Genomic DNA, 21,983 nt, shown 5'->3' on the forward strand with positions numbered 1-21,983 from the left:
GGACGCGCGCTTGTGGCGCAGACCACAGCGCGGCGCCTATGCTCCGGGGGATACCCGGAGACCGGAGAGGAACCGTGAGCAGTTTCAGCGCGATCGCACCCGGCACCGATCTGCCGCGTCACGCACGCGACCTCGTCCGGATGCACGACGCGGTGATCGGCGGGGGCAAACCCGCGATGCGTCCCCGCGCGGTCGTCGCCCGCTCGTGGTCGCGGGTGTTCGAGACCGGACTCGACCCGTCCGGCGGCAACGTCCGCATCCCCTTTCCGGTCGAGGAGGTCGAACGCCGCCGCCGGCAGTCGCCGCTGTCCACCGTGATCGGCGACCTCACGCAGATCGTCGCGCCGGTGGCGGATGCGTCGCAGCTGCTTCTGGTGGTGACGGACGCCGACGGAGTGATCCTGTGGCGCAACGGTTCCGCGCGGATCCGGGCCCGCGCCGACGCCCTCGGATTCCGCGAGGGATCCGTGTGGACCGAATCCTCCGTGGGCACCAACGCGATCGGAACGGCACTTGCCGAAGCCGCTCCGGTCCAACTGTTTTCGGGTGAGCACTTCGAGCAGAGCCAACATCCCTGGTACTGCACGGCGGCACCCGTCCACGACCCGATCAGCGGTGAACTGCTCGGCATCGTCGACGTCAGCGGACCGGCGCTGACGCTGCATCCGGCGATCAGCGCGCTGGTCGACACCGCGGTGCGGCTGGCCGAATCCCAGCTGTGGCGGCGGCACGAGCAACGCCTCGACCATCTGCGCACCCGTGCGGCGCCGGTGCTCGCGTCGGTCAGTGGACCGTTGCTGCTCGTCGACGACCACGGATGGGTCGCGCACGCCTCGGGAGTCGCGACCACCGGACGAGTCGCCGCCCCGCGGGGCGACCGGCCGATCACCGTCCCCGGCCTCGGGCTGTGCATGCCGGAGCAGCTCTCCCACGGGTGGCTGATCCGCCCTGCCGAGCGGACGTCGAGAATCTCGATGACACTTCGTCTTTCGTCGACTCCCTCGGTGGAGGTGACCGGCGCGGACTCCTCGTGGCACAGTTCCGTGACGGTGCGGCACGCCGAGATCCTGCTACTGCTGCACCGCCACGGCCCCGCGGGCATGACGGTCACCGATCTCGGTCACGCATTGTTCGGCGACGCCGATCATGCCGTCGCGGTGCGCGCGGAGGTGTCGCGGTTGCGCCGCGCGCTCGGCACCGTGGTGGACAGCCGGCCCTACCGGCTGACGGAGTCCGTCGATCTCGTCGTCGAAACGCCCGGCGCGGAGCGCCTCTCCGAATGTGCGTTCGTGCGCCGGTCGACGAGCCCCGGGGTGCGGGCACTGGCCACGTGAATGTCCATTGCATCGGACCACGAGGACCCGACAAGAATGGGGTCTTTCCGAATGGCCGACCACATGGATAACGCCACCTTCGCGCCGGCGCTCAGCACGCCGGCCCCGATGTGCACCCGTGTCGATCACGAGGACCGATAGTGAGGGAATCGCGAGGTCCCTCTCTCTCGAAGTCGGCACTCGGCATTACACAGCCTGGATCGGCGCGATGGTCCTCCTCGTCGCAGAAATGATCTTGTCGAGCCACGCATCGTCCCCCAGCGCCCGGCGCAACGGCTCGTTGGGTAGCTCGATGCTCACAGGGAGTCCTTCAGGTAGCGCAGAACAGATTCCGCGCAAGTCGATCCCGCCTGTTCCGGGCACGAGCCGTTCTTCACGTGCCTGCCGGATCAGTTCAACGTCGGCTGTCGGAGCCGGCAGGGACCCGTCGCATATCTGCACATAGTGCAACCATTCCCGAGGAATCGCTGCGAGATCGTCGAGAGTCGTGCTCGACCGGTCCGTGTGCAGGGCGTCGACGAGCACACTACGTGCGGGTCCGTCGGCCTGTGAGACGATGTCGACTGCAGCTTTGGCGTCGGGAACCGCTGTCCAAGGCATGAATTCGAGACTTGCGACGATGCCGTATTCAGCGCACACCAGCGCCAGCCGCGCGTACGAGTCGGTCAACCGTGCACGGTCGGGGTCGTCGCCGCCGACCAGTACGGCCCGCGCCCCGAGCCGCGCGCCTGCCTCGAGCAGGGGCCGGTAGGCCGAAGTGTCGAAACCCTCTGCGATGCGGATGATCTCGACGTCGAAGACCTCGATTGGCGAGTCCGCGAGTCGGCGTACGAGAGCATCGAGTTCGGTGGGATTCTCGTGCAGTGGGTACGCGGTGGTACCGGGCGCGGCGGGCAGCAGCCGCAAACCGACGGTGTCGAAGCCGTGTCGTTCGGCGAGATCGACATGCTGCAGCGGCGGGATGTCCAGGACGGTGAGGGCGGCGAGTCCGAGCGGGGCGGTCATCGGGAGAATCCTGTGGTCGAGGCGAGTCGGCGTCCGGTGAGATAGCCGAAGGTCATGGCGGGGCCGAGGTTGATTCCGCCGGAGGGGTAGTGACCGCCCATCACGCTCGCCTGGTCCACCCCCACGGCGAAGAGACCGTCGATCGGCTCGTCGCCGGAGTCGAGCACGCGGGACTGCGCGTCGGTGACGAGCCCTGCGAACGTGCCGAAGCTGCCGGGGACCACCTTCACCGCGTAGAACGGGCACTTCTCGAGCGGCGCGAGCGATGGATTGGGCCACGGGTTGCCGACATCCCCCGACCGGACGTTGAACGGGGTCGATCCGCGGCCGAACTCGGGATCTGTCCCGGCCCGGGCGTTCTCGTTGAACACGGCGACGGTCTTGTCGAGTCCGTCCGGGTCGACACCGATCTTCGCGGCGAGTTCCCGGAGGGTGGCGGCGCGGGTGAGGTACCCGGACCGCAGGTACGGCCAGGTGGGGATCGGAAACGGCTTGGCCATCCCCAGCGGGTAGTACTTCATGTATCGCGCGTCGGCGATCAGCCATGAGCACACCTCGTCACCGTCCGGGACCTGCTCGATCATGGCGAGCGTGTAGTCGTGGTACCCGAGCGCCTCGTTGACGAACCGGCGGCCGTCGGCCAGCACACCGATGGCGCCCGGCTTGGCGCGGTCCATGATGTGCGGGAAGACACCCTGCTTGCCGTTGCGGTATCGGATCAGGGAGACGGGGCAGTACGCGACGGGCGACGCGAGCGTTCGGTCCAGGCGCCCACCGACCGATTCACCCAGCGAGATCCCGTCACCGGTGGTGGTCGGCGGGGTGAGGGTCCAGTGCTCGCGTCCGGTGGGTGTGCGCGGGAACAGTTCCCTGCGCCGATCGAGGTCGTGGGTGAATCCGCCGGTCGCGAGGACGACACCCCGACGGGCCGTGACGGTGTACTGCCCGCCGGGACCGGTAAGGCGGACTCCGGTCACCCGGCCGTCGTCGGTGGTGAGCGCGGTGGCCGCGGTGGACACCCGGAACTCGACCCCGGCGTCGAGCGCCGAGCGCAACAGGCGACCGACGAGCGCGGTGCCGTTGACCAGTTGCTGACCGCGACGCTTGGTGACGAGGTCGAACATGTGCGTGGTGACACGACGCGCGCAGTGCGCGAATGCCTTCGCCGAACGCGTCGAGTGCAGGAAGGCCTGCAGGTCGGGGCCGGCCATGATCCCCATGCCGAGGAACGAGGTCTCGTACAGCTGCCGACGCAGCAGCGCCGCGACGTCGGGGCCGAGTGTGCGCAGGCTCACCGGTTTCGGCGCGACGGAACGGTGCCCGGTGCCGGCACCGGGGGTGTCGCCGTGGATGTCGGCGATGCCGGCGCCGGGCACGAACTGCAGGGTCGTGCGCGTCTCGAAGAACTCGACCATCTCCGGGGCGCCGTCGAGCAGCGCGTCGACCTTGGCGGCGTCGAAGTTGTCGCGCAGCCGGTGTTCGAGATAGGTGCGCGGCAGGGCACGGTCCTCGTGGACGCCGTCGGCATGCGCGAACAGGTTGCGCGGTGTCCACATCCAGCCGCCGGACCATGCGGTGGCGCCGCCACACACGGCGGCCTTCTCCACCACCAGGACCGACGCGCCGCCGTGCGCGGCCGTGACGGCGGTGGACAGCCCGCCGGCGCCGGACCCGACGACCACTACGTCGAAGGTGTTCCCGTCGGTGGAAGGTTCGGGGGTCATCGGTTCTCCTCGGTTGTGGACACGAGTGCGGGGGCCGGCGCGACCGGCCGGCCGGTGCGGGCGGATTCGTAGACGGCTTCGATCACGGCGAGCGATGTGCGGGCGTCGCGGCCGGTGACGGCGGGTGGGCGGCCGGTGCGGACGGCCTCGGCGAAGTCCTGCACCTGCAGGGTGTGGAAGTCGGTGAGGCCGGCGTTGACGTCCTCGACGTCGAGGTTGGCGTGGGTGGCGCTGTCGTAGGGGGTGTTCAGCACGAGTTCGCCGGGCAGCGTCCACAATTCGTTCACGCCTTCGCGACCCTCGGGGAATTCCAGCACGCTCGCGACGGCTCCGGTCGCCCCGATGACGGTGACGCGGTTGCCGAGGTTGTGGTTGACGCCGGTGGTGGCGGTGATCGTGGCGGTGCCTCCGGACGCGAATGTGACCACCGCCGAGGCGGTGTCCTCGGTTTCGATGTGGTCGCCGTGGAAGCGGGTGCCGATGCTGCCGGCCACCGAGACGGGTTCGCCCATGAACCACTGCAGCATGTCGATCTGGTGCACGGCCTGCGTCATGAGCACGCCACCGCCGTCGGTGTCCCACCGACCCCGCCAGGTATCGGCCGAGTAGTAGCTCGACGGACGGTGCAGCAGCACCGACACCTCTCCGAGCACCGGGACGCCGAGCCGGCCGTCGTCGATCGCAGCCTTGATGCGCCGGGCAGCGGGCCAGAAGCGCCGTTGGAACAATACCCCGAACGTGATGCCGGCGCGGTCCGCGGCGGCGATCATGCGGTCCGCAGCGGCCACGTCCACCGCGATCGGCTTCTCGCACAGCACATGGATGCCGGCCGCGGCCGCGGCGACGACGATCTGCTCGTGCACGGGATGCGGGGTGCACACGGTGCAGGCGTCGAGGCCGAGCGCGAACAACCTCTCCACCGAGCCGACGGCGTGGGCGATGCCGTGCCGCCGCGCGAACGCGGTGGCCCGATCCGGGTCGGCGTCGGCGCAACCCACCACCTCGACGCCGGGACTCTGCTGCAGGGCCCGGGCATGGTTACCGGCGATACGTCCGCATCCGACGATGCCTGTACGCAGCGACATCAGAAGTGCTCCTCTCGTTCGACATCGCGTGCGGCGCTCTCGCCGCGATCGAGGTCGTCGAGCGCCGCGACGTCGGCGGGTTCGAGCCGCACGTGGGCTGCGGCGAGGTTCTCCGCCTGTCGCTGCGGGTTCGCTGAGCGGGCGATGGGAACCACGTCGTGCGCGCGGTGCCACGCGAGGATCACCTGGGCTGCCGTGATGCCGAGGCGGTCGGCGATCGCGGTGACGACCGGCGAGCGCAGCGTCTCACCCCGCCCGAGTGGGCTCCACGACTGGGTGAACACGCCGAGTTCGTTGTCGGCGCGGCGCACCGGAACCCGGGCGAGTGTCGGGTCCATTTGAATCTGATTGACCGCGGGCGCTTCACCGGTTTCGGAAACGACCCGGCGCAGGTGGTGTTCGAGGAAGTTGGACACGCCCGCGTACCGGACGAGACCCGCGTCGCGGCACTCGAGGATCCCTTCGAAGGCGGCAACATAGCGGTCGAGGCGCGGCAACGGCCAGTGGATGAGGAACAGGTCGAGGTAGTCGAGACCCAACCGCTCGAGGCTGCGTTCGACGGCGCCGCGGATGTCGCCCGAAACATGGTCACTGCCACGTAGTTTCGTGGTGACGAACAGCTCGTCACGGGCCACACCGCACGTGGTGAGGGCCGTACCGACGGCGTCCTCGTTGTCGTAGATCGTGGCGGTGTCGATCAGTCGGTAGCCGGCTTCGATGCCGGCGAGCACGGCGGCGGTCGCATCCGGCCCGACCAGCGGCCAGGTACCCAGGCCGACCGGTGGCAGTGCATCGCGCACGTCGGTGCCGTAGGTCTTTGCGGCTGTGCCGATTTCGGGTTTCATGCGAGGGCCTCGACTCGGGTACGTGCGGATGCGGTGATACGGGCGGTGACGTCGGCGGCGGTGACGATGGCGGCGTGGATGGATCCGCCGTCACCGCTCGCGTCGCCCACACTGTGGACGCCGAGGCGCGGGGCGAGCCGGCGCAGCGCGGTGAGCAGGTCGGTGCGGGGTTCGATGCCCTGGGAAACGAGCAGCTCACCCGGGGCGGACACCGTGGATTCGGTGCCGTTCGTGGAGATCACCACGTGGTCCGCCTCGACGCGGGTGACGATCGACGACAGGTGGGCGGTGAAGTTCGCGGCCGCGGCCAGCCTCGGCAGCAGCACGATCTTGGCGCGCCGGCCGACATCGTGGGCGATGGTTTCCTGCGGGCCGATCATGACGACCTGCGTGCCCTTCTGCAGCAGGTCGTCGGCCACCGCCGCGGCTTCGCGGTCGGCACCGAAGATGGTGATCGACGCCGGTGCCGGATCTCCGGAGGCGAGATAGTCGCGCACATCCCGCACGCGACGGGTCTCCAGACCGGGCACGTCCAGCGCGGGACCGCGGCCGCCGGTCGCGAGGACGATCGCGTCGAAGTCCTCGGCGGCCAGGGTGTCCGCCTCGACGCGGACACCGGTGTGGCACGTTACGTCCAGATCGGCGAGCTCGGCGAGATACCAGTCGACGATGCGGCGGTACTCCGGGTACTCGTGCAGGGCCGAGGCCAGCGCGAAATCGCCTCCGAGCGTGTCACGTTCGTCGTAGAGATCCACGCGGTGTCCGGCGGTCGCGAGTTCCCGGGCCGCCGACAGGCCCGCGGGTCCACCTCCGATCACCGCAACGCGGACCGGGATGCCGGCGGCTTCGGTGGGCTGCTCGAGTTCACGACCCACCCACGGGTTGACCGAGCACGGTACGGGCCCGGCGGCCAGGCTGTCGATGCAGTAGTTGCAGGCGATGCACGGTCGGTACCGGCTGCCGGCGAGTGCACGGTTCGGGAACTCGGGGTCGGCGTGCAGGGTGCGGGCCATGCTCACGAAATCGGCCTGACCCGAGGCGATGATGTGTTCTGCGGCCTCGGGGGTGCTGATGCGGCCGGCGACGCCGACCGGGATGTCGAAATCGCGCGTGTACGGCGCGGCGTGGGGCGCCAGGAGGCCGCGAGGCCATTCGCCCGGCTGGATGATCCACTGGCCCGCTTCGTAATTGCCCGCCGACACGTCGAGGAAGTCGAGGCGGTGGGTGTCGATCGCGTCGATGCGCTCGCGGGTGGACCGCGCGTCGAGGCCGCCGTCGACGCCTTCGAATGCGGAGAAGCGCAGCCCCAGGGCCACCCCCGGAGCCATCGCCCGCACGGCGTCGATGACGCGGTTGACGAACAAGGTGGGCTCGGCCCACTTGTCGTTCCTCTTGTTGTAGGCGGGCGAGAGGAACTGGTGGATGAGATAGCCGTGTCCACCGTGCAGCGAAATCACGTCGACACCGGCCTTTTCGCACCGCGCCGCGGCTTCACCGAAGCATTCGATGATGTGCTCGATGTCGGCGTCGTCGAGTTGTTCGGGCATCTCGCCGCCCACCACCGTGCACGGGATCGGCGTCGGCGCGACGGGCACGAATCCGCTGACCGCGCCCTGTGCGGTGCGGCCGCCGTGGTTGAGTTCGACCCCGGCGAGTGCACCGTGGGCGTGCAGGGCGTCGGCCATCCGTGCGATGCCGGGGATGCGGTCGTCCTCGTCGACACCCATCTGCCGGATGCGTCCCTTGCCGTCGGCGCGCACGTAGCTGGCTTCGGTGAACACCAGTGCCGCTCCCCCGGCGGCGCGGCGTTCGAGGTAGGCGATGTAGTCGTCGGTCATGGTGCCGTCGGGGGCGCAGTAGTTGCGTTCCATCGGTGCCGACACGAAGCGGTTGCGTAGCCGGACCGGCCCGAGGTCGAGGGGCCGGGCGAAGGCGGGGGTGGTCATCGCATCTCCTCGGTCGTCGGGGTTGCGGCCGAACCGGCCGAGGCGGCGGCGAGGTCTCGTTGTTCGATCAGGTCGCCGAGGTGGCGGCGCATACGGCCTGCGTCGGGGGTGACTCCGGTGAGCAGCGCGAACGTGTCGGCGGCCTGCGCCACGAGCATCTGCCCGCCGTCGAGTACCTCGCACCCGAGAGCTGTTGCAGCGGAGACGAGTTCGGTGCGCAGGGGCCGGTAGACGATGTCGGCGACCCACTGGCCGGACCGCAGTGCGGCGGTGTCGAAGGGCGTTCCGGGGTGTCCGGTCATACCGATCGGCGTCGCGTTCACCACCCCGTGGCACGTCTGCAGCGCCGTGGCGACGTCCGCGGCCGCGACCGGCGTGACCGACGCCGCCGGGAACGCCGCGGCGACCCGGATGCAGACATCTGCGGCGCGGGCCGGGTCGACGTCCGAGATGCTCAGTTCGTTCACGCCCGCTGCGCCGAGCGCGTATGCGACGGCGGAGCCGGCCCCGCCCGCCCCCACGAGGAGCACCGAGTCCAGCGCGGCACCGGGAAGTCCCCGCTGCAGGGCCGCAAGGAACCCGCTGTGGTCGGTGTTGTGTCCGATCAGCCGGCCGTCGCGGACGACGACGGTGTTGACGGCGCCGAGCAGCCGGGCGGTGTCGGACAGTTCGTCGAGGGCCGGGATGACGAGCTGCTTGCACGGGTGGGTGATGTTCAGCCCGGTGTAACCCTTGCGCACGGCGGCGCGGACGAACTCGGCGGTGTGCGCGACCGGCACGGTCCGCGTGTCGAGGTCGAGCAGGTCGTAACGGTAGCCGGTGAGCCCGAGTTCGGCGGCTTCGCGTTCGTGGAGTGCGGGTGAGAGCGATGAGGCGATACCGGCACCGACGAGTCCGATGCGGTGCGCAGCAGTGGTGGACACGATGTGCTCCTCCATGGGGTGTGCCTCGGTGCCCGGATCGAGCACCGAGGCGGATCGGTCGGTCAGGCGTCGGTGCGAACGAGGCTGTTTGCCGCGACCGCCGGTACCGGGCGCTTCGGTTCTCCGAGTTCCTCGGTGGGCGTGCGATACGTCTCGGGTCCGGTCAGTGCCGCGGCCGCGGCGAGCACCGCGAAGCCCATGCACATCGACGCGACCGGGACCCAGTTCGCGGCGTCGCCGGCCGACAGGATCTGGGCGACGGCCGGGGTGAAGCCCGCTACGAGCAGTCCGAGCATGAGGCTCACCGCCATGCCCGTGTAGCGGACCCTGGCCGGGAACTGCTCGGGGAAGTACGCGGGGTAGATGCCGTTGGGCATCGCGTAGAAGAAGCCGATGAGAACGATTCCGCTGGCGAACACCATTGCCGTGCTTCCGGTTCCGATCGCGTGGAAGAAGGCGAAGACCATGGCGCCCGAACCGAGGGCACCGAACACGAATACCGGCTTGCGGCCGATGCGGTCGGCGAGGATGCCGAAGAGCGGCTGGGTGAGTACGGCGACGAAGTTGGCAGCGGCGATCGCCCACAGGATCGTCGAGCGTTCCATGTCCTGGACGCCCACGGCGTAGGCGAGGGCGAAGACGTTGACGATGGTGTTGATCATCGCGAACGTGGCGCTGAGGGCGATACGGATCACCGCGCGCCAGTGGGAGCGGAACGTTTCCACGACCGGCAACGCCGCCGTGTCCCCGCTCTCCTGAATCTCCTCGAAGACTTCGGGTTCGTCGAGCTTGCGGCGCAACCACATTGCCACGACGGTGACGACGATGCTGAGCCAGAACGGTACCCGCCAGCCCCACGAGTAGAGGGCGTCGTCGGGCAGCGAGGCCACGGGGATGAAGACGAGGCTCGAGATGACGATGCCGAACATGATGCCGCTCATCGTGAACGAGGTGAAGAATGCCCGGCGACGCGCGGGGGCGTGTTCGAGGGTGAGCGACGACGACCCCGGTGATTCACCGCCGGCGGACAGGCCCTGGAGCAACCGGAGCAGCACCAGGATCACGGGTGCGGCCATGCCGATCTGGTCGTAGGTGGGCAGACAGCCGATGACGAAGGTCGAGATGCCCATCGTGAGCAGGCACGCCAGGAGGGCGTTTCGGCGGCCGAACTTGTCGCCCCAGTGTCCCCACAGCACCGCGCCGAGGGGGCGGGCGACGTAGGCGACGCCGAGGGTGCTGATCGACAGCAGGGTTGCGGTCGCGCCGCCACCGGGGAAGAAGATGTGCCCGAAGACCAGGGCCGCGGCGGAGCCGTAGATGAAGAAGTCGTAGTACTCGAGGGTGCTGCCCAGGAAGCCGGAGATGGCGGCCCTGCGGGCGTTGGCAGCGCGGTGCCCGTCGCGATCCGATGTGTGACTGTTCGTCATGGGTTTCCTTTCGTCCCAGAATCCGACGAACACGGAGGGCCGATCCGCTGAGACGGCCCTCACACTCGCCGGGACGAACCGAGACTGTCACGCAAGACTATGTGGCGTCCAATACCGAAAAAGTCTTTGAAAAAGACCGTTTGCATCTTAATCGGGGGTCGGGAGGATCTCCTCGGCAAGCCGGAGCGCGACCTCGAGCGCGGGCGACACCCGCTTGGGCGACCACCCGAGACCGTGCAGCATGTAGACCGGCTCGCCCGTCAGGGGCACGAACACCGTGCCCGGTGGGGCGATCGGCGCCATGCCCGAGGTCATGAGCGCGACGCCGACGCCGGTCGAGACGAGCAGCAGGATCATGTACGGATCGGTGATCTCCTGGACCACCCGCGGACGGAATCCGGCGTCGAGGCACGCCCGCATCGTGACCTCCTGCAGCGACGATCCCGCCGAGATCGGCGTGGTGATGAACCCGTCCTCGGCGAGATCGCGCAGCTCGATCGCGGTCTCGCCCGCCAGCGGGTGGTCGACCGGCAGCACCGCACCGAACGGCTCGCGCCGGATCAGCCGGGCACTGACACCCGCCGATTGCACGGGCATGCCGACGAACGCGAGATCCAGTGCGCCACTTTCCAGTTGCGCGACTGCATCGCGGGTCATGATGCGGCCGACCAGGGTGAGTTCGATGTCGGGATATCGCTGCCGCAGCGCCCGGGTCAGCGGCGGGAGCGACAGGTGGTTGAGCACACCCGTGAATCCGATCTTGATGCGCCCGTACACGCCTCCCGCGGACGCGCGGGTGGCCTGGCGTGCGGTCTCGACGCTCTCGAGAATGTGGTACGCGTGCGGCAGGAACGCATGACCACCCGCCGTGAGCGCCACACTGCGGGTGTTGCGTTCGAACAGCGGTACGCCGATGTCCTTCTCGAGCTTGCGCACGGTCTGGCTCAGCGGGGACTGCGCCATCTGCAACCGCGCGGCGGCCCGCCCGAAATGCAACTCTTCGGCGACGGCAACGAATGCCTGCACCCAACGGATCTCCACGGGACCCTCTCCTTCGGCGGGTTGACGGCCACGCCGCAGCCGTATATTCATCTTGAATACAGTGCGAACCTTATTGTTTCGATATCGCACATAGATTGAGACTACTCCCACATACCCGATCCCCAGATACCCGAGGAGATATCCATGTCCACATACCCATCGGGCGCCATCGCCCTCGTCACGGGCGGCGCCGGCGGCATCGGCGCGGCGTGCGCAAAACGCCTGGCCGACGCAGGCGTTCGCGTCGTCACCGCCGACCTCGCGCCCGGCGCCGACGAGCACCTCGACGTCACCGATCCGGAGGCGGTCGACCGGTTACGGTCGCGCGTGGGCCGCGTCGACATCCTCGTCAACAGCGCCGGGATCGTCGGCCCGTCGGCGCTACTCGTCGACACCGACCTCGCCGGCTGGCACCGCACCTTCCGCGTCAACGTCGACGGCACGTTCCTGATGTGCCGCGCGTTCGTGCCCGGGATGATCGACGCCGGCTGGGGCCGCGTCGTGAACCTTGCAAGCATCGCAGCCAAGGACGGAAACCCCTACCAGAGCGCCTATTCGGCTTCGAAGGCCGCCGTGATCGCCCTGACCAAGTCACTGGGCAAGGAGGTCGCGACGTCCGGCGTGCTCGCCAACGCCGTCGCCCCCGCTGCGGTGGAGACCCCGATGAACGCGGACACCGATCCCGCGATCATCGCCCGATCGCAGAGCCTCACCCCTATGGGGCGGATGGGACGGCCCGAGGAGATCGCCGAACTGGTCGCGTGGTTGTCGTCGGAGGCGCTGAGTTTCTCCACCGGTGCCGTGTACGACGCCAGCGGCGGGCGCGCGTCGTACTGACCGGCCATCCCGAACCGACTCCGCCGTCGCCAGGGATCTCCGGCGTTCGCACATCCCACTGGCGAGCGGCGGGCCCCGCGCATCCGGGACCGCCGGCTACCGTCGCACGCATTAACTCGTCGAAGAACGTGATATCGGCCGGGCTACCCGCTGAAACCCTCACCCGCCGTCGAACGGTCGTGCTGCGTGAAGGTCATCGCGATATGCCGACCGCGGGCGACCTTGTTCAACATGGCCACCCGTTCGCGCGCGGCTGCCCCGCTTCTGTTCCTGCGCTCGCGGATGGGGTTGGACCAGGGAACGCTGTCGGCCAGCCTGGCGAGAGCGACGTTCAATCCGGTGAGATGCGCGAACCAGCGCACTCGGCGTTCGAAGTTGTATCCGAGCGGCTCGAAGTGCGTGCCCTCCACCATGGCTTCGATCTGCTTGTACCCGAACACCACTCCTGCCGGCGCGAGAGCGATGGTGGCGATGATCTGATCGGCGTACCGGGACACCCATTTCTTGACCACACCGGGAAGCGTGTCCGTCAGGGTCTCCACGTGTGCGGGACCGGCAATGGCATCGACGAGTTCAGCACGCCAGGGCGAAGGGTTACCGCCCCTTGCGAGAACATAATTCAGCGATTTGATGAGTTCCACACCGTTCGCGGAGTGGAGCAGTTCGGGAGCTCCCCACAAACGCGCGGAGTAGGAGGAATATTCGGCGAGATCCTCGAGTTGTTGCGCGGTCAACCTGCGCCCGAACGCGTGGTCGACGAGCCGTCCGAGCAACATGCCGCTGCCGAATCCGAGCAACGATGTCGCAGGAATCGGTTCTCCGAATTTGAGATAGACGTCGTCACCCCATTTTCTGCGTAGCCCACGACTGGCCAGTGCGTGCATCAACCGCACGCGCACCACGTCCTGGAATGCCTCGGAACGGCGATCGAAAATTTCCGGCAGCCTGAACTCGGCAAATACCCGGGCTGTTTCGATGAAGCGGCGCGGACCGTCGTCCGCGAATCGTCCCGTGGCACCGGTGGCAGCGGAAATGTCACCGGTCATTGCTGTTTCGTACAGTGCCCACCCTTTGATGATCGACGTGGCACTCCAGGTAGCCGCCATCGCCAGCATCCGTCCCCGTTCGGCAGCGACGAGATCGAATTGGGCAGGCAGCTGATCGAGATGCTCGAAGAGCTCGACGAACTCGTGCGGGGGATTTTCGAGCGTTTCGATGCCCTGGGTGAGAGCCTGCTCGAACAGCGCGCGGCCCTGCTCGTGACCGAGTCGCTCGAACGCCTCGACCACGCCGATCATGTGCTCGTCGCGTTGCCAGAAATAGTCGTCACGCAGGCGCGTGAGGTCGTTGGGTTCGACTTCCCGGTCGATGTCTATCCAGTCGCCGAACATGATTTCGCGCATGTGACGCCACTGATCGGCGAAGTGGTCCCGACCGGGTGGGATGGGCCGTAACGGCCGATCGGGACGATCTCGCCGGTTGAAGTCGACATCTTCGAGGAGGATCTCTGAGCGCTCGTTGGTCGTAGTCATGAAAACCACCCCCACGTAGTACTTTCAGGCAGTGTCGCACACGGCATCACCATTTGAAAACAGGTGATGTCAGTTTCGTTGCGTGTTTCTTCCGATGCGATCTGCAGTGGTCGACGCGCTCACTTCCGGACGAGCCCCGTCACGGCCGGAACCGTCAGTGGGTGAAGCTGTCCCAGTCGACGGCAGCGTCGATCGGCTGCGTGTTGTTCTGCGTGGCCTCCCCGCTCTCGCGGGCCGCCCCGGCACGCAGACCGCAATACTCGTTGACCTTGCCGACGACGACGCGATAGCTCTCCAGGTCGCGGGACGAGATGCCGTGGGGTTCGAGCAGGGAGAGGACGGTTTCGCCGCGCGCGGCGTCGTCCTGGGCGGCGAAGTCGTCGCACGTCGCGCCCGTGGCCGTGCCACCGCAGCCCGCCACGATCGCACCGAGAACGACCACCGCGGGAACGAACCCCGCGGCCACCACACGACTTCTCACCGACAACCCCTCGCATCTCCTCGACGGCACGACAGGAGACGATCTTGCCCGACCGGGCCGAGTGGGCTGCGCCGGGATCCCGGATCGCCGCGCGGACCGGCAGTAGGGGTCAGAACAGCGTGAGTGCCGGATCCGCGGAACGGCGCTCGGAGACCGGCGACGGCACGTCCCGGTGTGCGGCTTCGGCGCCGGCGAGTCCGTAGCGCTCCACGAGCGGTACGACGCGAGCCTTGAGCCAGCGCTTGTACTCGGGCGTGACGTACGCGCTGCGGCCGTAGAGCTGCCGGTACCGCCGCACCAACGCGGGATGCTCGGCGGCGAGCCAGGACAGGAACCATCCGCGGGTGGCGCCGCGGAGGTGCATCGGGATCACGGTCGCGCCCGAGGCGCCGGCCTGTGCGATGGCGGCGAACAGCTCGTCGAGGTGCCGGGTCGAGTCGGTGAGATACGGGATGACCGGGGCCACCATCACATGACAGGACAGTCCGGCGTCGGTCACGGCGCGGATCAGATCGAGCCGGGCCTGAGGCGACGGGGTGCCCGGTTCGAGCTGGCGCTGCAGGTCGTGGTCGCCGACGGCCAGGGACACCGCGACCCCGACGTCGACCTGCCGGGCCGCGAGCGTGAGCAACGGCAGATCGCGCCGCAGCAGGGTGCCCTTGGTGAGGATCGAGAACGGGGTGCCGGACTCGGCGAGCGCACGTATGACGCCGGGCATCAAGCGATATCGGCCCTCCGCGCGCTGATACGGATCGGTGTTGGTGCCGAGCGCGACGTGTTCGCGCTTCCAGGATTTCCTGGACAGTTCCCGTCGCAGCACCGCCGCGACGTTGGTCTTCACGACGAGCTGGGTGTCGAAGTCGTGGCCGGGATCGAGGTCGAGATATTCGTGGGTGGGCCGGGCGAAACAGTAACGGCACGCGTGACTGCATCCACGGAAGGTGTTGACGGTGTAGCGGAACGGCAGATTCGACGCCTCCGGCGTCTTGTTGAGGGCGCTCTTGCACAGCACCTCGTGGAACGTGATGCCCTCGAAGTCCGGCGTCTGCACGCTGCGGACGAGTCCGGCCCGATCGAATCCGGGCAACGCGCCGTCGTCGGCGTCCAGTGTCTGTGCCGCCCACCTCATGCGCTCAGTCGAACACCTGTGCGACATTCTGTCAACCGGTCGTCGAAATTTCGTTCGACGACCCTCCACCTGACAGAATTCCGGCCATGACTCGTCAGAACATCTCGTCCGGTTCCGAATGGGAACCGAAGATCGGCTACTCCCGCGCGGTGCGCATCGGCAACCAGGTCGCGGTCTCCGGCACCACCTCCCCCGGCGCGACCCTCGAGGAACAGACCCGCGGCGCCCTGCGCACGATCGAGGCCGCGTTGGCCGAGGCCGGCGCGAAGCTGACCGACGTGATCCGCACCCGCATGTACCTGACCGACATGTCCCGGTGGGAGGAAGCGGCCGCCGCGCACGGTGAGGTGTTCGGCGAGATCCGGCCCGCCAGCACGATTCTCGAGGTCAGCCGCCTCGTCGACGCCGATCTGCTCATCGAGATCGAAGCCGACGCGGTCGTCGAATAGCGTGGGATCGTGTGCCTTTCGGGCGTCCGGAGGGGCCCGAAAGGCACGCGAGCGCGCAGCCCCCGGCTCACGAGCGCACAGCGCCCCGGCTCGAGCTAGAGTGCTGCACACGAACTTCTGATCTGGGGGGATCATCATGGGGGATCATGCCGCCGTCGGCAATTCGGTCAGGGTTGCGCCCGACGGCGTCCGCGCCTTCGGAAACACGACACTCGAGGCCGCCGATCGGGTGGCACGCGCGGGCGCGGTGGATCTGCAGGAGAACGTCTCGGCGCTGAGCCCGGCGCTGGGGCTGATCGGCGGCGACTTCGTGGCGGCGTTCGCCGCCGCCCAGAGCGAGCACACCCGCGCGGTCGCGCAGTTGTCGCTCGCCTACGCCTCGAGCGGTGCCGCCGCGCACGCCACCGCGACGGGTTACGAAACCGTCGTGGCCGAGCAGACCGCGGCGTTGGCGACCGCGGCCGCCGGCATCGCACCCGGGCCCGCGCGGTGACCGGGCAGGGCACACCCGCGGCGACCCCGACCGTCCTCGACGCGCTGCGGGCCTCCCCGATCGGACCGGTGCTCGACATGCCGCTGTCACCGGCGCCCGTCGTCCCCATCCCGCCGCCCGATCCCGGGACGAACCCGATCGTCGAACTGCTGCAGTCGATTCCGGTTCCGCAGCTGCCCGGGGTGGATCAGCTGCTCGCACCCCTGACCGATCTCGGCGGCCTGTTCGGCACCGGCATCCTGGACGGGCTCGACCCGGCCGCGATCCTCCAGCAGTCGTCCCGGTTCCTCGACACCGCCGCCTCGATCGGACGCAGCGCAGTCGACCTGCTCCCCGATTCGTGGGAGGGTGCACCGGTCGACGCCGCGATCGAGCACGGCCGCCAGGCGCACACCAGCGCGGTCGCATTGAGCGAACGCGGCGACCGGATCGGTGAACTGACCCGCGCCGCGACCGCGACCGTCGAACGCGGGAACGTCGAATTGACCGGGATCGCCCAATCGTTCCTGGCCGTCGCGTCCGCCACCGCGCCGGTCGCGCTGACGCCGCCGGGTCAGGCACTGCTGGTCTCGGCCGCCGTCGAGCATCTGCAGGCGGCACTGGCCGTGGTGAGCCGCAGCCGCGGTGAACTGAGCGTGCACACCGCGGCGATGAACACCCTCACCGCCCCGATCCCGGTTCCGCCGCCGATCGCACCGGAGGGCCTGCCCGGCCCCGGGCAGGTGGCGGCGGTCGCGTCCGACGCGGTGAAGTCCCTCGCCTCCGAAGCTGCGTCCGCGGCCGGATCGATGTTCGGCGGATTCGGCGACGGGTCCGCCCCGACCCGGGCCGCGTCCCTGACGCCGACGATGCCGTCGGCCGGCGGCTCCATGTCCGCACCGTCGGGCTTCGGCGGCGCCGGGCTCACCGGGTCCGGTCTCGGAGCGGGAACCGGCGCGGTCCCCGCCTCATCGGTCCCCGGTGTGTTCCCGGGACCGGCGGCACCCGTGGGCTCGGGCACCGCGGGTCCGGTCCCCACCGCGGCCGGACGCCCCGGCAACTACGGCGGCGTCCCGTCGGCCGGTACCCACCGCGGAGACGACCGGACCGATTCCCGTGGCACACCCGGTTTCCTGGTGTCCGCCGCGAATTCGACCGAGGTGGTCGGGGAAATGCCGAAGGTCGTACCGGCCGTGATCGGGGGCATCGACGCCGGGTAGGTACCGGATTACGCTGTGACCCGAGCGGGTACCTGAGGTAGATGGGTCGTGCGGGAATGGTTCGACAGCTGGGCGTCGAAGAGGAATTCCAGCTGATCGATGCGAAAACGCGCCGGCTCGTTCCCCGGGCCCCGGAACTGCTCGCCCGGCTCCCGCAGGACACCTACGTCGACGAACTGCAACGCTGCGTCGTCGAGGTCAACAGCGAGGTCCACCGGGAGCTGTCGAAACTCCGCGCGGATCTCGTCCTTCGTCGCTCGCAGCTGGCGGCGGCCGCCGCCGAACTGGGCCTGGGGGTCGCCGCGGCCGGTGCCGTCCCGCTCGCGGTCCCGGAGGAACTCCAGGTGAGCGAGACACCACGCTATCGCCGGATGCTCGCCGACTATCAACTGCTCGCGCGGGAGCAGCTGATCTGCGGCACCCAGGTTCACGTCGATGTTCCCGACCGGGACGAAGCGGTGCAGGTCGCGAACCGGATCGCCCCGCACCTGCCGGTCTTCCTGGCGCTCAGCGCGAGCTCACCGTTCTGGGCCGACGGCACCGACACCGGTTATGCGAGCGTGCGCAGCCTCGTGTGGATCCGGTGGCCGAGCACCGGGCCCGCGGCGCCGGTGTCGTCCGCCGCCGAGTACGACCGGCTGATCGCCGATCTCGTGTCGAGCGGGGTCATCACCGATCCGGGCATGGTGTACTTCGACCTGCGGCCGTCCGCGCATCAACCCACTCTCGAACTGCGGGTGTGCGACAGCTGCCCGTCGGTCGACACGATCACCCTGGTCGCCGGTCTGTTCCGCGCGCTCGTCGAACACGAGTGCACGGCACTGCGCGAGGGGGTACCTCCCATCCGGGCGAACCCCACCCTGATCCGCGCCGCGATGTGGCGGGCCGCCCGCTCCGGGCTCGAGGGCGACCTGGTGGACGTCGAGGCCGCGGTACCGCGACCGGCCGTGGAGATGATCGACCGGCTCACCTCGTTGCTGCGACCGGAACTCGAGCAGTTCGGCGACTGGGACACCGTCTCCGAACTGGCCGCGGCAGCCGCCCGCATCGGCAGTTCCGCGGCGCGGCAGCGACGGGTGCTGCGCCGGCGCGGCAAGCTCACCGACGTCGTGGACCTGCTGCTCGCCGAGACCGCCGGCCGGGTCCACGAGGTTCCGGAGGTCGCCGACCCCCACGGGACGCTGCTGCACGGGTACGCGCCGCTCCGCGCGGACGACGCCACCGACGGATACGACGAGGCCGTCGACGCGCGCGGCCGTCCGCGCCCGGAGTACGAACACGTGCTCACCACGCTGGCGCGGCTCGGAGCCGATACGCTGCGGACGGCGCAGGACGACATCGACCGCGAGCAGGGCCTCGACGGGGTGGTGTTCCGGGTCAGCGGCGAGGCCCGGGCACGGGTCTTCCCGATGGATGTGGTGCCCCGGATCATCACGGCCGAGCAGTGGGAACACCTGGTTCCCGGGCTCGAGCAGCGCGCGCTGGCACTCAACGCGTTCCTCGTCGACGTGTACGGGGACGCCGCGGTGATCCGGGACGGTGTGATGCCGGCGGAGGTGCTCGACCGTGCGCCCGGGTTCCGCCGGAGCGGCGCCGCGGCCCACCTGCACCGGGTGCGCGCACACATCTGCGGCATCGACCTGGTCCGGACCGATCCCGGCCGGTTCGTGGTGCTCGAGGACAATCTCCGGGTGCCGTCGGGCGTCGGCTACGCCCTGGCCCACCGCGCGATGACCCGCACCTTCCTCGGCGGACTCCTCGAGGGCTCCGATGTCCTCGATGTCGAGGACACCACGGACCTGATGGTGAAAACGCTGCTGGCCGCCGCTCCGCCCCGGGCCCGCGGCGACCGTGCGGCCGCGGTGGTGCTGAGCGCGGGCCCGCAGGATTCCGCGTGGTTCGAACACACCATGCTCGCGGAGCGCACGGGTCTGCCGCTCGCCCAGACGCAGGACCTGTCGGTCCGCGACGACGTCGTGTACGTCCATCGGGGGACGACGAGGTCGCGCGTCGATGTCCTCTACGCCCGTGTCGACGAGGACATGCTGCTGTCCTCCACCGGCTACGACGGGCAGCCGCTGCGGCCGGGTCTGCTCGGCGCGCTGCGTGCGGGGACCGTGACCGTGGTCAACGCCCTCGGTAACGGGGTGGGCGACGACAAGGCCGTCTACACTTATGTGCCGGCGCTGATCGAGTACTACCTGGGTGAGCGGCCGTTGCTCGACCAGGTCCCGACGTGGGTGTGCGCCGAACGCGAGCAGCGCGACCACGTGCTGGACCGGCTCTCCGAGCTCGTGGTCAAGCCCATCGACGGATTCGGCGGCAACGGGATCACGATCGGCCCGGAGGCGACACCGGCCGAACTGGCGAGGCGCCGCCACGATCTGCTGAGGCAGCCGGAGCGATTCGTCGCGCAGGAGGTGGTGCCGTTGTCCACGCACCCGACGTTCGACGGCACCGGGTTCTATCCGCACCACGTCGACCTGCGTGTGTTCGTGCACGTGCGCGCCGACGGCGAGGCGGTCACCGCGCATGTCGCGCCGGTGGCGCTGACCCGCGTGGCACCCGCCGGAAGCATGATCGTCAATTCTTCCCAGGGCGGCGGCGGCAAGGACACCTGGATCCTTCGGTCGGCGGGCGGGCCGCCTACCGGCCGGAGGGAGCGCTGACGTGTGCGGGGTGTGCGGCGAGATCCGGTTCGACGGCAAGCCCGCCGACACCGGTGCCGTGTCCCGGATGACCGCGTCGATGGCACCGCGCGGCCCCGACTCCGGCGGAATGTACGTGCAGGAGTCGATCGCCCTGGGACACCGTCGGCTGAGCATCATCGATCTGTCCCCGCGCGGCCGCCAGCCCATGATCGACAGCGACCTCGGGCTCGCGCTCGTGTTCAACGGGTGCATCTACAACTACCGGCAGTTGCGCGCCGAGCTGGAGGCGGCCGGCTACCGGTTCTTCTCCACCGCGGACAGCGAGGTGGTGCTCAAGGCATTCGATCGGTGGGGCACGGACTGTGTGCGCCGCTTCGCCGGGATGTTCGCGTTCGCGATCGCCGACACCGACACCGGGGTGGTCACCCTCGCGCGCGACCGGCTCGGGATCAAACCGCTGTATCTGGCCGAGTCCCCGGGCCGGCTGCGGTTCGCGTCGACGGTTCCGGCGCTGTTGCACGCCGGTGACGTCGACACCGACCTCGACCGGGTGGCGCTGCACCATTATCTGAGCTTCCATTCGGTGGTGCCGGCCCCGCGCACCATCTTCCGGGGTATCCGGAAGCTGCCTGCGGCGACCGTGCGGGTGATCCGCCCCGACGGCCGCAGTGACGACATCCGGTACTGGCAACCGGTGTTCGGACCGGACCCGGACCGCGCCTCGTGGACCGAACCCGATTGGCAGCACGCCCTGCTCGACGCCCTGCGCACCGCGGTGTCGCGACGGATGGTCGCCGATGTGCCCGTCGGGGTTCTGCTGTCCGGCGGCATCGACTCGAGCCTCGTGGTCGCGCTGCTCGCCGAGCAGGGCCAGCACGGTCTCGAGACATTCAGCATCGGATTCGATTCGGCTGCAGGAGAATCCGGGGACGAGTACGAATACTCGGATCTGGTCGCCGAGACGTTCGGCACCGCCCACCACAAGATCCACATCGATTCCTCGCGTCTGCTGCCGGCCGTGCCCGCGACGATCGCGGCGATGAGCGAGCCGATGGTCAGTCACGACTGTGTCGCGTTCTACCTGCTGTCGGAGGAGGTGCGCCGATCGGTGAAGGTGGTCCAGTCGGGTCAGGGTGCCGACGAGATCCTCGCCGGATACGACTGGTATCCCCCGATGCTCGGCGTCGCGCGCGACCGGTCCGCCGAGACGTACGCCCGCGTGTTCGTCGACCGTTCCCACGACGACATCGGCGCGCTGCTGTGCCCCGACTACCATCTCGACCACGACGCGAGCAGCGAGTTCCTGGCCGCGCAGCATGCCGAACCCGGCGCTCATACCGCGGTCGATGCGGCGTTGCGTCTCGACACGACCGTCATGCTCGTCGAGGACCCGGTCAAGCGGGTCGACACGATGACGATGGCGTGGGGCCTCGAGGCGCGGGTCCCGTTCCTCGATCACGAGTTCGTCGAACTGGCCGCGACCTGCCCGCCCGAACTCAAACTCGCGTCCGGCGGCAAGGGCGTCCTCAAGGACGCGAGCCGGGCGCTCCTGCCGAACCGGATCATCGACCGCACCAAGGGATACTTCCCGGTTCCGGGAATCCGGAATCTCGACGGGGAACTGCTGACCCTGGTGCGCGACGCCCTGCACAGCCGCGCCGCGCGCGAACGCGGCCTGTACCGGCCGCACACGATCGACGCACTGCTGGCCGCACCGAACGACACCCGCACCACACTCGGCGCGAACGCGCTCTGGCAGGTCGCGCTGCTCGAGTTGTGGTTGCAGTCGATGGACGAGCAGACCGGGACGAGAACCGCGCAGCCTGCGCGGGTGCAGAAGGAGTGAGCCGGGATGGATGCGGTACCGGAGGGCCCTACGCAT

The 21,983-nt window shown here is 69.1% G+C and carries 18 protein-coding genes; 7 read left to right on the forward strand and 11 right to left on the reverse strand.

Annotation, left to right across the window (positions count from 1 at the left end):
- Window positions 1–74 precede the first annotated feature (74 nt).
- Window positions 75–1,334: a GAF domain-containing protein gene (locus M1M07_RS17520; protein WP_248675011.1), complete on the forward strand. Its 1,260-nt coding sequence runs from the start codon at window positions 75–77 to the stop codon at window positions 1,332–1,334.
- 186 nt (window positions 1,335–1,520) lie between these two features.
- Here the strand turns inward: M1M07_RS17520 and M1M07_RS17525 are convergent, their stop codons facing one another.
- The 8 genes from M1M07_RS17525 to M1M07_RS17560 form a co-directional block, all read right to left on the reverse strand.
- Window positions 1,521–2,339 (reverse strand): sugar phosphate isomerase/epimerase, encoded by an 819-nt coding sequence (locus M1M07_RS17525; protein ID WP_248675012.1) that lies wholly within the window; start codon window positions 2,337–2,339, stop codon window positions 1,521–1,523.
- Complete coding sequence (locus M1M07_RS17530) at window positions 2,336–4,063, reverse strand: FAD-dependent oxidoreductase (protein ID WP_248675013.1); 1,728 nt, start codon at window positions 4,061–4,063, stop codon at window positions 2,336–2,338. Before M1M07_RS17530 ends, M1M07_RS17525 begins: the two co-directional genes overlap by 4 nt.
- Window positions 4,060–5,148: a Gfo/Idh/MocA family protein gene (locus tag M1M07_RS17535; protein WP_248675014.1), complete on the reverse strand. Its 1,089-nt coding sequence runs from the start codon at window positions 5,146–5,148 to the stop codon at window positions 4,060–4,062. The genes M1M07_RS17530 and M1M07_RS17535 overlap by 4 nt, the downstream gene beginning before the upstream one ends.
- The gene (locus M1M07_RS17540; protein WP_248675015.1) at window positions 5,148–5,993 is read right to left on the reverse strand and encodes an aldo/keto reductase; all 846 of its coding nucleotides are present in this window, start codon (window positions 5,991–5,993) and stop codon (window positions 5,148–5,150) included. The genes M1M07_RS17535 and M1M07_RS17540 overlap by 1 nt, the downstream gene beginning before the upstream one ends.
- Window positions 5,990–7,939, reverse strand: a complete 1,950-nt coding sequence (locus tag M1M07_RS17545) for an FAD-dependent oxidoreductase (RefSeq protein ID WP_248675016.1) — start codon at window positions 7,937–7,939, stop codon at window positions 5,990–5,992. Before M1M07_RS17545 ends, M1M07_RS17540 begins: the two co-directional genes overlap by 4 nt.
- Window positions 7,936–8,877: a shikimate dehydrogenase gene (locus tag M1M07_RS17550; RefSeq protein WP_197250457.1), complete on the reverse strand. Its 942-nt coding sequence runs from the start codon at window positions 8,875–8,877 to the stop codon at window positions 7,936–7,938. Before M1M07_RS17550 ends, M1M07_RS17545 begins: the two co-directional genes overlap by 4 nt.
- 47 nt (window positions 8,878–8,924) lie before the next feature.
- Entirely contained in the window at window positions 8,925–10,289 is a 1,365-nt protein-coding gene (locus M1M07_RS17555) for an MFS transporter (RefSeq protein WP_248675017.1), read from the reverse strand.
- A 147-nt stretch (window positions 10,290–10,436) separates the two neighbouring features.
- Entirely contained in the window at window positions 10,437–11,330 is an 894-nt protein-coding gene (locus M1M07_RS17560) for a LysR family transcriptional regulator (protein ID WP_197250459.1), read from the reverse strand.
- A 144-nt stretch (window positions 11,331–11,474) separates the two neighbouring features.
- On the opposite strand from M1M07_RS17560, the gene M1M07_RS17565 reads away from it, so the two are divergent.
- Window positions 11,475–12,167 carry an SDR family NAD(P)-dependent oxidoreductase gene (locus M1M07_RS17565; protein WP_197250460.1) on the forward strand — a complete coding sequence of 231 codons (693 nt, stop codon included), beginning with the start codon at window positions 11,475–11,477 and terminating at the stop codon, window positions 12,165–12,167.
- Window positions 12,168–12,310: 143 nt separating this feature from the next.
- Here M1M07_RS17565 and M1M07_RS17570 read toward each other — a convergent pair whose 3' ends face one another.
- The 3 genes from M1M07_RS17570 to M1M07_RS17580 all read right to left on the reverse strand — a co-directional run bounded on the left by M1M07_RS17570 (window position 12,311) and on the right by M1M07_RS17580 (window position 15,309).
- Window positions 12,311–13,699: an oxygenase MpaB family protein gene (locus M1M07_RS17570; protein ID WP_248675026.1), complete on the reverse strand. Its 1,389-nt coding sequence runs from the start codon at window positions 13,697–13,699 to the stop codon at window positions 12,311–12,313.
- Between the two features lie 154 nt (window positions 13,700–13,853).
- Window positions 13,854–14,180 (reverse strand): hypothetical protein, encoded by a 327-nt coding sequence (locus M1M07_RS17575; RefSeq protein WP_248675018.1) that lies wholly within the window; start codon window positions 14,178–14,180, stop codon window positions 13,854–13,856.
- A 109-nt stretch (window positions 14,181–14,289) separates the two neighbouring features.
- A complete protein-coding gene (locus M1M07_RS17580; protein WP_197250463.1) occupies window positions 14,290–15,309 on the reverse strand; it encodes an Rv2578c family radical SAM protein in 1,020 nt (339 codons plus the stop codon).
- Window positions 15,310–15,395: 86 nt separating this feature from the next.
- On the opposite strand from M1M07_RS17580, the gene M1M07_RS17585 reads away from it, so the two are divergent.
- The 5 genes from M1M07_RS17585 (at window position 15,396) to M1M07_RS17605 (ending at window position 21,947) form a co-directional block, all read left to right on the forward strand.
- Window positions 15,396–15,758, forward strand: coding sequence for a RidA family protein (locus M1M07_RS17585; protein WP_197250464.1), 363 nt, complete (start codon window positions 15,396–15,398; stop codon window positions 15,756–15,758).
- Window positions 15,759–15,894: 136 nt separating this feature from the next.
- Complete coding sequence (locus M1M07_RS17590) at window positions 15,895–16,251, forward strand: type VII secretion target (RefSeq protein WP_248675019.1); 357 nt, start codon at window positions 15,895–15,897, stop codon at window positions 16,249–16,251.
- Window positions 16,248–17,450 carry a hypothetical protein gene (locus M1M07_RS17595; RefSeq protein WP_248675020.1) on the forward strand — a complete coding sequence of 401 codons (1,203 nt, stop codon included), beginning with the start codon at window positions 16,248–16,250 and terminating at the stop codon, window positions 17,448–17,450. Before M1M07_RS17590 ends, M1M07_RS17595 begins: the two co-directional genes overlap by 4 nt.
- 56 nt (window positions 17,451–17,506) lie before the next feature.
- Window positions 17,507–20,119: a carboxylate--amine ligase/circularly permuted type 2 ATP-grasp protein gene (locus M1M07_RS17600; RefSeq protein WP_248675021.1), complete on the forward strand. Its 2,613-nt coding sequence runs from the start codon at window positions 17,507–17,509 to the stop codon at window positions 20,117–20,119.
- A 1-nt stretch (window position 20,120) separates the two neighbouring features.
- A complete protein-coding gene (locus M1M07_RS17605) occupies window positions 20,121–21,947 on the forward strand; it encodes an N-acetylglutaminylglutamine amidotransferase (protein WP_197251061.1) in 1,827 nt (608 codons plus the stop codon).
- The last annotated feature ends 36 nt before the right edge of the window (window positions 21,948–21,983 follow it).

Origin of the sequence: Rhodococcus sp. HM1 (assembly GCF_023218075.1) — a bacterium.
Taxonomy (GTDB): domain Bacteria; phylum Actinomycetota; class Actinomycetes; order Mycobacteriales; family Mycobacteriaceae; genus Rhodococcus.

Bases quoted from the DNA above. Each gene is read 5' to 3' on its own strand.
- M1M07_RS17590 (WP_248675019.1), top strand. From the start codon at position 15,895: ATGGGGGATCATGCCGCCGTCGGCAATTCGGTCAGGGTTGCGCCCGAC.
- M1M07_RS17555 (WP_248675017.1), bottom strand. From the start codon at position 10,289: ATGACGAACAGTCACACATCGGATCGCGACGGGCACCGCGCTGCCAAC.
- M1M07_RS17565 (WP_197250460.1), top strand. From the start codon at position 11,475: ATGTCCACATACCCATCGGGCGCCATCGCCCTCGTCACGGGCGGCGCC.
- M1M07_RS17525 (WP_248675012.1), bottom strand. From the start codon at position 2,339: ATGACCGCCCCGCTCGGACTCGCCGCCCTCACCGTCCTGGACATCCCG.
- M1M07_RS17540 (WP_248675015.1), bottom strand. From the start codon at position 5,993: ATGAAACCCGAAATCGGCACAGCCGCAAAGACCTACGGCACCGACGTG.
- M1M07_RS17580 (WP_197250463.1), bottom strand. From the start codon at position 15,309: ATGAGGTGGGCGGCACAGACACTGGACGCCGACGACGGCGCGTTGCCC.
- M1M07_RS17585 (WP_197250464.1), top strand. From the start codon at position 15,396: ATGACTCGTCAGAACATCTCGTCCGGTTCCGAATGGGAACCGAAGATC.
- M1M07_RS17535 (WP_248675014.1), bottom strand. From the start codon at position 5,148: ATGTCGCTGCGTACAGGCATCGTCGGATGCGGACGTATCGCCGGTAAC.
- M1M07_RS17550 (WP_197250457.1), bottom strand. From the start codon at position 8,877: ATGGAGGAGCACATCGTGTCCACCACTGCTGCGCACCGCATCGGACTC.
- M1M07_RS17570 (WP_248675026.1), bottom strand. From the start codon at position 13,699: ATGACTACGACCAACGAGCGCTCAGAGATCCTCCTCGAAGATGTCGAC.
- M1M07_RS17530 (WP_248675013.1), bottom strand. From the start codon at position 4,063: ATGACCCCCGAACCTTCCACCGACGGGAACACCTTCGACGTAGTGGTC.
- M1M07_RS17600 (WP_248675021.1), top strand. From the start codon at position 17,507: ATGGTTCGACAGCTGGGCGTCGAAGAGGAATTCCAGCTGATCGATGCG.
- M1M07_RS17545 (WP_248675016.1), bottom strand. From the start codon at position 7,939: ATGACCACCCCCGCCTTCGCCCGGCCCCTCGACCTCGGGCCGGTCCGG.